We start from the raw sequence: 16165 nt of genomic DNA, 5'->3' as shown, positions 1-16165 counted from the left end.
GTTGTTATGGCTTTAAAAATATGGCCCATTTATTCATCAGAATCAGATTGATTCATGATTAGACAAAAAAAGCATCACCTTTCGGCGATGCTTCAGAAACTTCATCAATACGATTTGACTAAGTTCCCAAAAAAAGCCAGCTTACGCCGACTTTTATTTCTATCATTTATAATGACTAGTCTTCTGATGAAGAACCGCCATTTTTCTTGATAATTTCTTCTTGAATACTCTTTGGAACGGCTTCGTAGTGATCAAATGTCATAGTAAATGTACCACGACCTTGTGAAGCAGAACGAAGAGTAGTTGCATATCCAAACATTTCTGAAAGTGGAACGAATGCATGAATTTCTTCTGAACCAGCAACAGCATCCATACCATCAACACGACCACGACGAGCGGTAACTTGGCCCATGATATCACCCATGTATTCTTCAGGAACACGGATTTCAACCTTCATGATTGGTTCAAGGATAACTGGAGCGGCCTTCTTAGCAGCTTCACGTAAGGCGATTGATGCAGCAACCTTAAATGCAGCTTCACTAGAATCGACTTCATGGTAACTACCATCGTATAACTTAGCTTTTAAGTCAACTAATGGATATCCGGCAAGAACACCGTTATTCAAAGCTTCCTTCAAACCTTGTTCAACTGATGGAATGTATTCACGAGGAACAACACCACCAACGATAGCATCTTCAAATTCGAATCCTTTACCTTCTTCGTTAGGTGTGAATTCAATCCAAACATCACCATATTGACCTTTACCACCAGACTGACGAACAAACTTACCTTGAGCTTGAACTGACTTAGTGAATGCTTCACGATATGAAACTTGAGGAGCACCAATAGTGGCTTCAACGTTAAATTCACGTTTCATACGGTCAACGATAATATCCAAATGTAACTCACCCATTCCGGCGATAATGGTTTCACCAGTTTCAGGGTTAGTTTCAGCATGGAATGATGGATCTTCTTCAGCAAGCTTTTGCAAAGCAACGTCCATCTTATCTTGGTCTGCCTTTGATTTTGGTTCAACGGCAACTTGGATAACTGGGTCAGGGAATTCCATTGATTCCAAGTGAAGGGCGTGGTCTGGATCAGTCAATGAATCACCAGTAGTGGTGTTCTTAAGACCGATAGCAGCAGCAATATCACCTGAGAATACTTCAGGAATTTCGTGACGTTGGTTCGAATGCATTTGAAGAAGACGACCAACACGTTCACGCTTGTCCTTAGTTGCGTTCAATACGTATGAACCTGATTCCAATGTTCCTTGGTAAACACGGATAAATGTCAAACGACCAACGAATGGATCAGTTGCAACCTTAAATGCAAGAGCAGCAAATGGCTTGTCATCACCAGCAACCAAGTCAACTTCTTCACCTGAGTCAGGGTCAGTTGCTTTGTATGGCTTAACGTCAAGTGGTGATGGTAAGTAATCAACAACGGCATCAAGCATCATTTGAACACCCTTGTTCTTGAAAGCTGAACCAGCAAGAACTGGGAATAATTCAAGTGATAAAGTACCTTTACGAATAGCAGCTTTAATTTCAGCTTCTGAAATTTCGTCACCATTAAGGTATTTTTCCATGATGTTATCATCGATGTCTGCAAGTTGTTCGATCATTGCAGTCCGACGCTTTTCGGCTTCTTCTTTGTATTCATCAGGAATATCAACAGTATCCCATTCTGAACCAAGTTCGTCTTCATCGTAGATATCGGCTTTCATTTCAACCAAGTCGATAACACCTTCGAAGTCATCTTCGGCACCGATTGGCATTTGAATAGCCAAAGCGTTTGCTTGAAGACGATCACGTAAAGATTGAACGGAGAAGTCGAAGTTTGCACCAAGCTTATCCATCTTGTTAGCAAAAACAATTCTTGGAACACTGTAGTCTGAAGCTTGACGCCAAACAGTTTCTGTTTGAGGTTCAACACCAGCTTGAGCATCAAGAACCGCTACGGCACCATCAAGCACCCGGAGTGAACGTTCAACTTCGATAGTGAAGTCCACGTGTCCTGGGGTATCAATAATGTTAATTCGGTGATCTTTCCAAGCAGCTGTAGTAGCAGCTGAAGTGATAGTAATACCACGTTCTTGTTCTTGATCCATCCAGTCCATTTGTGATGCACCATCATGAGTTTCACCAATTTTGTGAATCTTACCAGTATAGTACAAGATACGCTCGGTAGTTGTTGTCTTACCAGCATCGATATGGGCCATAATACCGATGTTACGAGTTTTTTCTAACGGAAATTCTCGTTTGTTAGCCATGATATAACTCCTTTAAATAAATTCATTCAATATTACAACAAAAACGGTCTTATCCGGACCGTAATGTTTACTGCGATTAATATAAAATTACCAACGGTAATGTGCAAAGGCACGGTTTGCTTCTGCCATCTTGTGAGTATCCTCACGCTTCTTAACAGCAGCACCAGTGTTGTTTGCAGCGTCCATAATTTCACGAGCTAGTCGTTCAGTCATAGTATGTTCACCACGAAGACGAGCGTAGCTTACGAGCCAACGAAGACCCAATGTAGTCCGACGATCTGGACGAACTTCGATTGGAACTTGGTAGTTAGAACCACCAACACGACGTGCCTTAACTTCAAGTACAGGCATGATGTTCTTCATTGCTTCTTCAAATACTTCAACTGGATCATTACCAGTTTCTTCCTTAACTACATCAAAAGCCCCATATAAAATTTGGGCTGCAGTTCCGCGCTTACCATCAAGCATCAAACGGTTGATCAAGCGAGTAACTAATTTAGAGTTGTACATTGGATCAGGTAGTACTTCTCTTTTTGTAACATTTCCTTTTCTAGGCATTCCGTTATCCTCCTCAAGAGATTTTCAATTTATTAGTGGTAATTAAATTAATCTTTAGGCTTCTTAGTACCGTACTTAGAACGTCCCTTACGACGGTCAGTAACACCGGCAGTATCAAGAGCACCACGAATAACGTGATAACGAACACCAGGTAAATCCTTAACACGACCACCACGAATCAAGACAACACTATGCTCTTGCAAGTTATGTCCGATACCTGGGATATAAGCGGTAACTTCGATCAAGTTTGACAAACGTACACGAGCGTACTTACGTAAAGCAGAGTTAGGCTTCTTTGGTGTCATAGTACCGACACGAGTAGCAACCCCACGTTTTTGAGGAGCAGGTACGTTAACTTGCTTCTTCTTGTAACTGTTGTAAGCATAATTTAAAGCTGGTGCATTTGATTTAGAACTTCTAGATTTACGTCCTTTACGAACCAATTGGTTAATTGTAGGCATCTAAAAAGTACTCCTTTCGTTTTTATCAATATATAAGTCCACACATCCAGGCGGTTCTTTTTTGGGTAAAAAAGAATGTGCACCGCCAACACTTTTTGTCAGAACAGTCAGCATGTCTGATTATTCAGAAACCTGTTACAAAAAGCACCTTGTCTAATTTATCATGCAACACGAAATGTGTCAATAATAACTCAAAGTTATCTTGAATTTTTTTCGGAGTTTATTTGTAAGGAGGAGTTCTATGATAATCATTTACGTTTTAATCGGAGCATCATTCGCTTCGTGGTACTGCTGCATCGCTACAAGAAAAGAACAGCCTAAGCAGACTTACTCATCTAGATCAAGGTGTGATAATTGTCACACCCTAATTCCTTGGTACGATCTCGTTCCAATAGTCAGCTTTTTTATTTTAAATGGTAAATGTCGGTTTTGTAAAGCAGTAATCGATTATCGCTTAGCATTCATTGAAATCGTGGGCGGAATGAATTTTGCTTTAATTTTATATAGCTACTCATACACCCCAACACTAATACTGATTTACTTGATATTATTTTGTCTCAGTATCTTTGACTACTTTTCACTAAGTGTGCCAAATTTGATTCTCTATTCCCTTTTTGCCCTATCTCTTTTCTTGTCACCCCTAAATGTCGCCTCTTTGCTGTTAGGAATAACAATTAGTGGCTTGTTGCTAGCATTGAACTTTAGGCAACGAATCATTGGTAACGCAGATATCATCCTGATTGTTAGTTACTTTAACTTATTCGGGATTACTGCTTGCCTCATTATCGTTTTTTGTTCCTGCATAGCAGCTTTATTGTGCATTTTGATCTTCAATTGGGATTCAAACAAAAAAATTCCGTTCATTCCCTTTTTAACTGCCGGCTATTTGATCTTTATCTTACTTAGTCCCCTCTTCAGACAATTTATCACAAACTAAAAACTCCCCGCCACCTAGCCAACGCTAGACGACGGGGAGCTTCTTAATTAGTTTTTTTAATTACTTGCTTTGTGAATCTTCAGCTTTCATCTTTTCTTCCAATTCACTGATTGAGTATACACCATCAGTTGATGAATCACCGGCTTCTTCAGGCTTGATTCCACGGTAATCTGGCATTCCAGTACCAGCTGGGATCAACTTACCAATGATAACATTTTCTTTAAGACCAACAAGTGGATCATTCTTACCACGAATTGCAGCATCAGTAAGAACCCGAGTTGTTTCTTGGAATGACGCAGCTGACAAGAAACTGTTAGTTTCAAGAGCAGCCTTAGTGATTCCAAGAAGAACTGGCCGACCAGTTGCGGGAACTGAGCCACCTACAACCGCATCCGCATTGCTTTCCTTAAAGTCGTTAATGTCAACCAAAGTACCAGGAAGAACATCAGTGTCACCAGGATCCATGATTCTAACTTTTCTAAGCATTTGACGAATCATGATTTCCACGTGCTTATCTGACACTTCCACACCTTGCATCCGGTAAACTTTTTGAACTTCATGAAGAAGATAGTTTTCAGTTGAAAGAACATCACGAACCTTCAACAATTCCTTAGGATCAACAGAACCTTCATTCAACGCTGCTCCACGGTGAACAAAATCACCTTCGGAAACTCTCATCCGCGCTGTGATTGGAACAGTATAGGTTCTAGTGTCGGCTTCACCCTTGATAGTAACTTCCTTAGTTCTCTCAGCAGGGTTTTCCTCAATAGATTCAACTGTACCAGTAACTTCAGTGATTTCTGCTTTACCTTTAGGATTACGAGCTTCAAAGATTTCTTGAACCCGGGGAAGTCCTTGGGTAATATCAGCGTTACCAGCAACACCACCGGTATGGAAGTTCCGCATGGTCAATTGAGTACCGGGTTCACCGATTGATTGAGCAGCAACAGTACCAACTGCTTCACCAACTTCAACCTCGTCACCAGTAGCCATGTTTCGACCATAACACTTCTCACAAACACCATGAACGGTGTTACAAGTGAATGCTGAACGAATAGTCACTTCTTCAATCCCAGCGTCAACGATTGCTTGGCCAGCAGCCTCATCAATCATATCGCCAGCATTAACAATAACATCATCAGTCTTAGGGTTCTTAACTGTCTTCATTGCGTAACGACCAACAATTCTATCGTAAAGTGGTTCGATCATTTCGTTACCTTCAGTAATTGCACTGATGGTAAGACCACGATCAGTACCACAGTCTTTCTCACGAACGATAACATCTTGAGCCACATCAACAAGACGACGAGTCAAGTAACCTGAGTTGGCAGTCTTCAAGGCGGTATCAGTCATACCTTTACGAGCACCATGGGTAGAAATGAACATTTCCAAAACAGAAAGTCCCTCACGGAAGTTTGAAGTAATAGGCAATTCCATGATTTCACCGTTAGGAGCGGCCATCAATCCACGCATTCCGGCAAGCTGGGTAAAGTTAGAAACATTACCACGGGCACCAGAATCACTCATCATAAAGATTGGGTTTTGAGGATCGAAAGTCTGCATCAAGCGATCTTGAATGTCGTCTTTAGCGTCGTTCCAGATACCGATTACTCGTTCATAACGTTCATGATCAGTGATCAATCCACGTCTAAACTGCTTAGTAACCATCCCAACCTTTTTATGAGCATCATCGATAATTTCTTGTTTGTCAGGAAGTTCAGTAACATCGGAAATACCAACGGTTAATCCTGACTTAGTTGAGTCATTGTAACCAAGATCCTTCATTCTATCCAATAGAAGTGAAGTTTCAGTTACTCGGTACTTCTTGTAAACTTCGGCAATGATATCACTTAAGAAGCCCTTCTTGAATGGGTTGATTGTTTCAACGTTCTTCAAGTGTTCTTCAATATCTTCACCTGCATCAAGGAAGTACTTGTCATCAACGTAACCATTTAGATTAGTTTCTGTAGGTTCGTTAATGTATGGGAAGTCTTCTGGCAAGATGTTATTGAAGAAAATCTTACCAACAGACGTAACCATGATCTTTTCACGTTGCTCATCAGTAAATGGCTTCTTTTCGTAGTAAGAAGTCTTAATACCAACTCTTGTATGCCAGTGAACTAATCCGTTTCTGTATGCCAAATCGGCTTCGTCAGGGGAATTAAAAATCATTCCTTCGCCGACTTTGCCAGATTCTTCCATCGTCAAATAATAGTTACCGATAACCATATCTTGTGATGGAGTAACAACTGGCTTTCCATCCTTAGGTGCAAGAATGTGACCAGCAGCTAACATTAGCAAACGTGATTCCGCTTGGGCTTCATCAGATAGCGGAACGTGGATGGCCATTTGGTCACCATCGAAATCGGCATTGTAAGCTTCACAAACCAATGGGTGAAGACGCATAGCCTTACCTGATACCAGCACAGGTTCGAATGCTTGAATTCCCAAACGGTGAAGTGTAGGGGCCCGGTTCAACAGAACTGGATGTTCCTTGATAACATCATCAAGAACACTGAACACATCATCATCTTGACGTTCAATCTTTCGCTTAGCATTTTTAATGTTAGAAGCTAATTTGCGACCAACAAGTTCCTTCATGATAAATGGCTTGAATAATTCCATTGCCATTGGCACAGGAAGACCCATTTGGTTCATCTTCAAGTTAGGACCAACATCGATAACTGAACGACCAGAGTAATCAACCCGCTTACCAAGTAAGTTTTGACGGAAACGTCCTTGCTTACCTTTAAGCATATGAGAAAGTGACTTCAATGGTCTGTTACCAGGACCTGCAACTGGACGGCCACGGCGACCATTATCAATCAAAGCATCAACGGCTTCTTGAAGCATCCGTTTTTCGTTTTGAACGATAATTCCTGGTGCATTAAGATCCAACAATCTCTTAAGACGGTTGTTACGGTTAATAACTCGACGATATAAATCGTTAAGGTCAGAGGTAGCGAAACGGCCACCTTCTAGTTGGACCATAGGACGAAGATCAGGTGGAATAACTGGAATTGTATCCATTACCATCCATGATAATTCGTTTCCTGAGTTAACGAATGCTTCCAAAATGTCCAAACGACGAACTGCACGAGTTCTCTTTTGACCAGTAGCATCCTTCAATTCTTCTTTAAGTTCGGTAACTTCCTTTTCAACGTCAACATCATTTAACAATGTCTTAATTGCTTCGGCACCGATTTGAGCTTCAAAACGAGGACCGTATTCTTGCTTCTTTTCACGGTATTCCCGTTCTGAAAGTAACTGCTTCTTTTCCATTGGGGTGTTACCAGAATCGGTAACAACGTATGAAGCGAAGTAGATAATTTCTTCAAGTGCCCGTGGGCTCATGTCCAACACGAGTCCCATCCGACTTGGGATACCCTTGAAGTACCAGATGTGAGTAACTGGAGCTGCTAATTCAATATGGCCCATTCGTTCACGACGAACCTTTGACTTAGTAACCTCAACACCACATCGATCACAAACGATTCCCTTATAACGGATTCGCTTGTATTTTCCACACGCACATTCCCAATCTTTGGTTGGACCAAAAATACGCTCATCGAAGAGACCATCTTTTTCTGGCTTTAAGGTACGGTAGTTGATAGTTTCTGGCTTTTTAACTTCACCATAAGACCAACTACGAATCTTGTCAGGAGATGCTAGTCCAATTTGCATACTTTCAAATTTATTGACATCGACCACTAGTTCAACCTCCTATTAATCCTTGTTGTTAGCTTGAGTTGACTCTTCTTGTTGTTCCTCTGGGGCACTTTCTGCCTTAGATTCTTGTTCTGCTTTTTGTTCAGCCATCTTGCTGATTGCATCAACGTTAACAACGTCATCGTCATCGTCAAGATCACGAAGTTCAATTTCTTTATGACTGTTATCGAGAACCTTCATATCGAGCCCTAAGGATTGTAATTCCTTAACAAGAACTCTGAATGATTCAGGAACACCTGGCTTAGGAATTGGTTCACCCTTAACGATTGCTTCGTAGGTCTTAACCCGACCAGTAACGTCATCCGACTTGTAAGTCAAAATTTCTTGCAATGTGTAAGCTGCACCATAAGCTTCAAGTGCCCAAACTTCCATTTCACCAAAACGCTGTCCACCAAATTGTGCTTTACCACCAAGTGGTTGTTGCGTAACAAGTGAGTATGGTCCAATTGAACGAGCATGGATCTTGTCATCAACCATGTGGGCAAGTTTCATGTAGTGCATAACCCCAACGGCGATTCTCTTATCAAATGGTTCACCAGTCCGACCATCATAAACGATAGTCTTACCATCTGCTGACATTCCAGCTTCCTTAACAGTGTCCCAGATATCCTTATCCCGAGCACCATCGAAAACTGGCGTAGCAATGTGAATTCCAAGTTTTCTAGCAGCCATTCCCAAATGAATTTCAAGAACTTGTCCGATATTCATACGAGATGGCACACCCATTGGGCTCAACATAATGTCGATTGGAGTTCCATCTGGCAAGTATGGCATATCTTCTTCAGGGATAACAACGGAAACAGTACCCTTGTTACCATGACGACCGGCCATCTTGTCACCAACTTGGAGCTTACGCTTTTGAGCGATGTAAACTCGAACCATCTTGTTTACACCTGGTGATAATTCATCACCGTTCTCACGAGTGAAGACCTTAACGTCTTGAACGATACCGCCACCACCATGAGGTACTCGAAGTGAAGTATCACGAACTTCACGTGACTTTTCACCAAAAATAGCGTGGAGTAAACGTTCCTCAGCTGATAATTCAGTAACTCCCTTAGGCGTAACCTTACCAACCAAGATATCACCATCATGAACTTCGGCACCAATTCTGATAGTACCCATTTCATCAAGGTTCTTAAGAGCATCTTCACCAACATTAGGAATTTCACGAGTCATTTCTTCAGGTCCAAGCTTGGTGTCCCGAGTTTCTGCTTCGTATTCTTCAATATGAATTGAAGTGTAGACATCGTCCTTAACAAGTCGTTCGTTAATGGCGATGGCATCTTCGAAGTTATAACCTTGCCAAGTCATGAAAGCAACGATTGGATTTTGACCAAGAGCTAACTCTCCGCCTTCCATTGATGGACCATCAGCTAAGATTTCGTCAGCATCAACATGATCCCCAACCTTTACGATTGGCCGTTGGTTATAGTTCTTACCACCGTTTGAACGGTGGAATTTCATCAAATGATAAGTGTCTTGAGTACCATCTTCGCGACGAACGTGGATTTCACGAGCATCAACGTATTCAACGGTACCATCGTACTTACAAATCAACGCAACACCAGAATCATGAGCAGCCTTATATTCGATACCAGTACCAATAAGTGGTGCATGTGGATCTACCAAAGGCACAGCTTGACGTTGCATGTTGGCACCCATGAGGGCACGGTTTGAATCATCGTTTTCCAAGAAAGGAATGCAGGCAGTGGCAACGGCAACTACTTGCTTAGGTGAAACGTCCATGTAATCAACGTTTTCGATTCCAGTTTCAATGTTATTTGACTTTGCACGAGCCATAACCACGTCATTTACGAATGAACCATCGTCATTCAATGGTGAGTTGGCCTGGGCAATAACGAAATTATCTTCTTCGTCAGCAGTCAAGTAATCAATTCGGTCAGTAACCTTATGAGTAGTCCAGTCAACACGACGGTATGGAGTTTCAATAAAACCATATCTGTTAACTCGAGCATAACTTGACAAACTGTTGATCAAACCAATGTTAGGACCTTCAGGAGTTTCAATAGGACACATCCGGCCATAGTGGGTATAGTGAACGTCACGAACTTCATATCCGGCACGATCACGAGTCAAACCACCAGGTCCAAGGGCTGAAAGACGACGTTTGTGGGTCAATTCGCCTAATGGGTTGGTTTGGTCCATGAATTGTGACAATTGTGATGAACCAAAGAATTCCTTGATTGATGCAACCACAGGTCTGATGTTGATCAATTGTTGTGGCGTAACAGTTGCACTGTCTTGAATCGACATTCGTTCACGAACAACTCTTTCCATCCGTGACAAACCAATTCTAAATTGGTTCTGCAACAATTCACCGACTGAACGAATTCTACGGTTACCCAAGTGATCGATATCATCAGTAGTCCCGATACCTTCACTTAAGTTAAAGAAGTAGTTCATAGAAGCGATGATGTCAGCTGGAGTAATGTGCTTGTAGTCCAAGCTGATATTGTCGTTACCAATAATTGGAACAACTCTTTCAGGATCGTTTTCTGATTGAACCTTGATAATTTGAACAGTCATAGGTTCAGTAACAACGGCTTCTTCTGAAGGGTTGAAGGTGTATGCCTTGAAGTCCTTGTTATCCAAGTATGGAGTAAGGTCCTTCATGACATCCTTTGTAATGGTAGTTCCCTTTTGAGCGATAACTTCACCGGTCTCAGGATCTGCCAATGTTTCAGCTAATGTAAGGCCTAGTAAACGGGTCTTCAAACTAAGCTTCTTGTTAGTCTTGTAACGACCAACTGGAGCCATGTCGTAACGCTTAGGATCAAAGAATCTTGCAGTAAGCAAACTTCTTGATGAGTCAGCGGTCTTAGGTTCACCTGGCCGCAAACGTTCGTAGATATCCTTCAATGCCTCCTCAACACGAGAGTCATCAGTATCCTTATGAACGTCTTTTTCTAAGGTAAGCTCAAGGCTGTCGTTGTCACCAAAAATGTCAGCAATTTCAGTGTCTGAGCCAAATCCAAGAGCTCTAACTAATTCGGTTAGCGGAATCTTTCTGGTTCTGTCGATTCGAACGTAGGCAATATTCTTTGCGTCTGTTTCAAATTCAAGCCATGCACCACGGTTAGGAATAATCGTAGTACCATAAGCAATTCTACCGTTCTTATCGGTATCTTCATGGTAGTAAACACCAGGGGAACGAACTAATTGAGAAACAATAACCCGTTCTGCCCCGTTAATAATGAAGGTACCTTGGTTAGTCATCAACGGAAAATCGCCAAAGAAAACGTCTTGCGTTTTGATTTCACCAGTTTCGTGGTTGGTTAACTTCAAAGTAATGTGAAGCGGAGCTGAGTAATTAGCCTCGTGCTCACGAGCCTCGTCAACTGTATACTTTGGTTCTAATAATTGATAATCAACAAATTCCAACGAAAGCTTTCCTTGGAAATCGTCGATTGGCATAATGCCGTCAAAAGTCTCACGCAAACCATCTTTCAAAAACCAGTTATATGAATCACTCTGGATTTCAATCAAGTTAGGTAAATCAAGCACTTCCTTGATACGTGCGTAACTTCGACGGGTACGGTGTTTTCCATATTTAACTAAATGTCCTGCCAAGTCTTTCACCTCTCACAAAAATTCCCAAACCGAAATGTTACAATTTGATTACAATTGCTAAAAATAGCAAATATTTCCGGATTTTGAGCAAAAAAAATCCAAAAGCAAGCCTATTTACTTGCTCTTGGTTTCTTTATGCAGGTCAACCCGGACAATAGATCGTATCGACCATTTCGATTCATTACAAATACAACAGTAAATATATCAGTTAATGACTTAAAAGTCAACTGACTTAGTTTAGTATCATAGAATCAATATTCTTTATTTTTTGTTTTTTACTAACGGTGTTTCATGGGGCTTTTTCACAGAAATCGTGATTTGGTCATTCCGACCACCAACAGTTACTGAATCTCCGGGTTCAATTTCCTTAGATAGCAACTTGGCACTAAGATTGTCTTCCAATTGAGTTTGAATTGACCTTCTAATTGGCCGAGCACCGTACTGCGGATCAAAGCCGTTCTTGGCAATAATGCCAATTGCAGTCTTTGTAACCTTTATATCAATTCCCTGTTCGTGAATTCTGTTGATGACTGGTTTGGCCATCAGCTTAACGATTTGGTTGAGTTCTGCCTTGGTCAATGAGTGGAAGACAACAGTTTCATCGATTCGGTTTAAGAACTCAGGTCTGAACCGTTGTTTCAACGCATCGTTAATAGTTGATTTCATAGCATCATAATCTTCACCAGATGCTTCGGCACCAAAACCAACTGTCTTCTTATCCCTAAGAGTGGTCGCTCCAAGGTTAGATGTCATGATGATAACAGTGTTTGAGAAGTCGATTCGACGACCCTTTGAATCGGTAAGGTAACCATCGTCGAGCACCTGTAATAACAGGTTAAAGACATCTGGGTGAGCCTTTTCAATTTCATCAAACAGAACCACTGAGTAAGGTTTTTGACGGACTTTTTCGGTAAGCTGACCACCTTCGTCGTAGCCAACATAACCTGGGGCAGAACCAATCAACCGACTAGTAGAGTACTTCTCCATGAATTCACTCATGTCGACCCGGATAATGTCATCTTCTGAGCCAAAGACAGCTGAAGCAACAGCCTTTGCTAGCTCGGTTTTACCAACCCCAGTTGGCCCCAAGAAGATAAACGAACCAATTGGTCGCTTAGGGTCTTTCAAACCGCTTCTAGCTCGTCTAATTGACCGTGAAACAGCTGAAATTGCCTCTTCTTGACCAATTACCCGTTTGTGGAGGACGGATTCCAAGTTAACCAATTTGTCCGCTTCTGACTTAGTCATTTGAGTAACCGGTACTCCAGTCCACTCAGAAACGATTTCCGCTACGTCAGCTGCAGTCTCTTTAACCTTGTAACTAACTTGCTCTGGCTCATCACTCTGCTTAGCCAAATCAGCTTGTAGCTTATTAACTTTGTTTCTAATTTTAGCGGCTTCTTCGTAGTTTTGATCAACCAAAGCCTCATTAAGTTGGCTGTACAACTCAGTAATTTGTTGATGCGTATCTACCGGTTTGCCAGTCTCTAACTTGTCGATTCTAACCTTAGCAGCAGCTTCATCCATCAAGTCGATTGCCTTATCAGGTAAGAAACGGTCAGAAATATATCTAGTTGATAATTCAACTGCGGCGTCAATCGCCTCGTCTGTAATTTCAATTTGGTGATGTTTCTCGTACTTAGGGCGAAGTCCCTTAAGAATTTCAGCCGTCTCTTCAGCAGTTGGTTCATCAACGGTAACTTTAGCAAACCGACGTTCCAATGCTGAATCTGATTCAATATACTTTTGATACTCGTCTAACGTAGTAGCCCCGATCATTTGGAGTTCACCACGTGCCAACGCTGGTTTCAAGATGTTAGAAGCGTCAATTGCTCCTTCAGCACCACCAGCACCAATTAAAGTGTGAAGTTCATCAATAAAGAGAATGATGTTACCATCCTCATAGATTTCTTCAATGACCTTTTTCAAACGGTCCTCGAACTCACCACGGTACTTTGTTCCCGCAACTAACGAGCCCATGTCAAGCATCATTAACCGCTTTTCAGTCATATCACTTGGAACATCGCCAGCAACAATCTTCTGGGCGAGCCCTTCAGCAATTGCCGTTTTACCAACTCCAGGTTCCCCAATTAAAACGGGGTTGTTCTTCGTCCGACGAGCAAGAATTTGGATAACTCGTTTAACTTCGGAGCTTCGTCCAATTGTGGGATCTAGGCCATCTTCGCGGGCAAGGGCAGTTAAATCCCGAGCAAGCGAATCAATAGTAGGAGTCTTTGAATCCGACTCTTGAGTTTGGCGTTGCCGGCCACGTTGCTTGTTAGCCATATTTTCAGCCATTGAGCGAGGGCCCATTGCGGAACCGCTAACGCCCATTTTTCTGAGGGTAACTTTTCTAATTTGCGCTAGATCAAGACCAAGGTTAACCAAAATGCGAGAGGACAAGGCCTCTTCGTCAGTTAACAAAGAAAGTAAGATGTGTTCAGTTCCAACCTTCGGAACACCGTTTTTCTTAGCAAAGTCCCCAGCTTGAGCAAGGACTTCCTTTGCCTTCGGAGAATAAGGAAGGTAATCATTATTGTCGACGTTCTTCAACGTTCCGTAACCAGCGAATCGTTCGACCTCTTCAGCAATATCCTCTGATGTAATTGAAAACTGAGATAACGCTTTAAAAGCAATCCCGTTAGTTTCAATCAGAAGACCTAGAAGTAGATGTTCTGTCCCAATTGCCTGGTGCTTAAACTTCTTAGCCTGTTGTTGCGCAACTGCTAAAACGTTCTTTGCGCTTGGAGTAAATAAATTATTCATATATACCCTCACTTTCTACCGATCGTATTTCAAACGATTTAGAATTGAAACCATGATATTCGCTCTAAGAATATCCGTCAACTCATTATCACTTAAATCTATCGCATTTTTATCAACAGCAGCAAGAATTATGCTTGCTTCACGGCGATCGATTAAGTCATTATTATATAACGTTGTGACGATTGTTTCACTATCTCTTTTGGTTAATCTGTTCCCAATTGCATCTATTAATGTATTCAAAATATCAATATCATCTAACAGGTGGACCTTCTCAATTCTAATGTAGCCTCCCCCACCACGTTTACTTTCAACTATATAGCCGTTCTGAATTGTAAAACGAGTGTTAATAACATAGTTGATTTGTGAAGGGACCACATCGAAAAGGCCTGCAATCTCTGAACGCCTAATCTTTACTGTTTCGTTGTTTTCAAGAATTTCCTTCAGATATTTCTCAATCAAATCTGAAATATTTTCATCAGCCATGTAATCACCCAATCTTTGACTAATTCTGACTATTATTATACGAGGACCTTCCTAAATTGCAATCAATGACGCTCAGACATAATTGAATGGACAAAAAAATCGGGAAAACAAGATTTGAACTTGCGACCCCTACGTCCCGAACGTAGTGCTCTACCAAGCTGAGCTACTTCCCGATAACCTTTATTTAACTAACACTTTCAATATAGCACAAGAGTTAATCGCTAAACAATAGTCCATGATATGGAAAATAAAAAAGCATGACCTAAGTCATACTTTCAATGATCGGGAAGACAGGATTCGAACCTGCGACCCCCTGGTCCCAAACCAGGTGCTCTACCAAGCTGAGCTACTTCCCGAAATGAGCAATAAAAAATGCACCCAGTAGGAGTCGAACCTACAACCTTCTGATTCGTAGTCAGACACTCTATCCAGTTGCGCTATGGGTGCATACAAACTATTTAATTATTCACAATGCTTCTGCCACCAACTAAAAGTGGTAACTGAAGCGGAAGACGGGATTCGAACCCGCGACCCCCACCATGGCAAGGTGATGTTCTACCACTGAACTACTTCCGCAAAAGTGCCGACTAGACGATTCGAACGCCCGACCTCTTCATTACTAGTGAAGCGCTCTAACCAACTGAGCTAAGTCGGCATATTAAGTTGAAAATTGCGGGCGAAGGGATTCGAACCCCCACGTCAATAGACACTAGAACCTAAATCTAGCGCGTCTGCCAGTTCCGCCACGCCCGCAGGTTATTAATAAAAACTGGCAATGAGCCGTGGCAGTCTCGAACTGCCGACCCTCTGATTAAAAGTCAGATGCTCTACCAACTGAGCTAACGGCTCATATGGAGGATACAGGGATCGAACCTGTGACCTCCTGCTTGTAAGGCAGATGCTCTCCCAGCTGAGCTAATCCTCCATGAAATGCAAATCCATAAATGGTATGAACATCATCAATGCAACTATTTGATTTTACCATTACCAGCTCATGTCCGTCAAGACACAATTTCAAGAACTTTTGATGGCCTTGGGAAACCTCAATATGTTGCGTTCTCTTTTAACGACAAGAAATATTATATCGTATCTCAGCCCCCGTGAAAAGCCCTTTTTTGCGAAAATCGCATATTTTTTTAATTCCGACTCGTTTTTAGGCTGTAAACGTAGCGGCCATCCCCGTTGTGACAGCTTTTTGTGCGACGTTAGGGTAATAAAAACAATCTAAGATTAGATCTAGATAGAGAGTGGGACACAACTAGGTAAACTGAAAAAAAGTAGCGATAAATTTCATTTTCTTGAAATTTATCGTTACTTTTTTGCTTTCATCCAAATTATTGCTACACGCAGTAACCATCAGGA

Annotated in this window: 8 protein-coding genes and 8 tRNA genes; 1 reads left to right on the top strand and 15 read right to left on the bottom strand. The window is 41.7% G+C overall.

Features of this window, described 5'->3' with window-relative positions; translation table 11 throughout:
• Positions 1-175: 175 nt before the first annotated feature.
• The 3 genes from fusA to rpsL form a co-directional block, all read right to left on the bottom strand.
• Positions 176-2275 carry an elongation factor G gene (gene fusA, locus QOW94_RS07780; RefSeq protein WP_283679796.1) on the bottom strand — a complete coding sequence of 700 codons (2100 nt, stop codon included), beginning with the start codon at positions 2273-2275 and terminating at the stop codon, positions 176-178.
• An 87-nt stretch (positions 2276-2362) separates the two neighbouring features.
• Positions 2363-2833, bottom strand: coding sequence for a 30S ribosomal protein S7 (gene rpsG, locus QOW94_RS07775; RefSeq protein WP_283679795.1), 471 nt, complete (start codon positions 2831-2833; stop codon positions 2363-2365).
• Between the two features lie 47 nt (positions 2834-2880).
• A complete protein-coding gene (rpsL, locus tag QOW94_RS07770) occupies positions 2881-3294 on the bottom strand; it encodes a 30S ribosomal protein S12 (protein WP_283679793.1) in 414 nt (137 codons plus the stop codon).
• 241 nt (positions 3295-3535) lie between these two features.
• Between rpsL and QOW94_RS11105 the strand changes: the two genes are divergently transcribed.
• Positions 3536-4231 carry a prepilin peptidase gene (locus tag QOW94_RS11105; protein WP_502867258.1) on the top strand — a complete coding sequence of 232 codons (696 nt, stop codon included), beginning with the start codon at positions 3536-3538 and terminating at the stop codon, positions 4229-4231.
• Positions 4232-4291: 60 nt separating this feature from the next.
• On the opposite strand, the gene rpoC is transcribed toward QOW94_RS11105, so the two are convergent.
• The 12 genes from rpoC to QOW94_RS07710 form a co-directional block, all read right to left on the bottom strand.
• Positions 4292-7942 (bottom strand): DNA-directed RNA polymerase subunit beta', encoded by a 3651-nt coding sequence (gene rpoC, locus QOW94_RS07765; RefSeq protein WP_283679792.1) that lies wholly within the window; start codon positions 7940-7942, stop codon positions 4292-4294.
• A gap of 15 nt (positions 7943-7957) precedes the next feature.
• Positions 7958-11563 carry a DNA-directed RNA polymerase subunit beta gene (rpoB, locus tag QOW94_RS07760; RefSeq protein ID WP_283679791.1) on the bottom strand — a complete coding sequence of 1202 codons (3606 nt, stop codon included), beginning with the start codon at positions 11561-11563 and terminating at the stop codon, positions 7958-7960.
• Positions 11564-11815: 252 nt separating this feature from the next.
• Positions 11816-14320 carry an ATP-dependent Clp protease ATP-binding subunit gene (locus tag QOW94_RS07755; protein WP_283679789.1) on the bottom strand — a complete coding sequence of 835 codons (2505 nt, stop codon included), beginning with the start codon at positions 14318-14320 and terminating at the stop codon, positions 11816-11818.
• A 15-nt stretch (positions 14321-14335) separates the two neighbouring features.
• Positions 14336-14803: a CtsR family transcriptional regulator gene (locus tag QOW94_RS07750; RefSeq protein ID WP_283679788.1), complete on the bottom strand. Its 468-nt coding sequence runs from the start codon at positions 14801-14803 to the stop codon at positions 14336-14338.
• 99 nt (positions 14804-14902) lie between these two features.
• Positions 14903-14976, bottom strand: a tRNA-Pro gene (locus QOW94_RS07745).
• A gap of 109 nt (positions 14977-15085) precedes the next feature.
• Positions 15086-15159: transfer RNA gene (locus tag QOW94_RS07740), tRNA-Pro, on the bottom strand.
• A gap of 17 nt (positions 15160-15176) precedes the next feature.
• Positions 15177-15250 (bottom strand) — tRNA-Arg (locus QOW94_RS07735).
• 57 nt (positions 15251-15307) lie between these two features.
• A tRNA-Gly gene (locus QOW94_RS07730) sits at positions 15308-15379 on the bottom strand.
• 5 nt (positions 15380-15384) lie between these two features.
• Positions 15385-15458, bottom strand: a tRNA-Thr gene (locus QOW94_RS07725).
• 16 nt (positions 15459-15474) lie between these two features.
• Positions 15475-15556, bottom strand: a tRNA-Leu gene (locus QOW94_RS07720).
• Between the two features lie 23 nt (positions 15557-15579).
• Positions 15580-15652: transfer RNA gene (locus QOW94_RS07715), tRNA-Lys, on the bottom strand.
• Positions 15653-15655: 3 nt separating this feature from the next.
• Positions 15656-15728, bottom strand: a tRNA-Val gene (locus QOW94_RS07710).
• Positions 15729-16165 lie beyond the last annotated feature (437 nt).

This window comes from Lentilactobacillus sp. Marseille-Q4993 (assembly GCF_951230165.1).
Lineage (GTDB): Bacteria > Bacillota > Bacilli > Lactobacillales > Lactobacillaceae > Lentilactobacillus.
The sequence above is the reverse complement of the archived record's forward strand: the minus strand, read 5'-3'. Positions and strand labels throughout refer to the sequence as shown.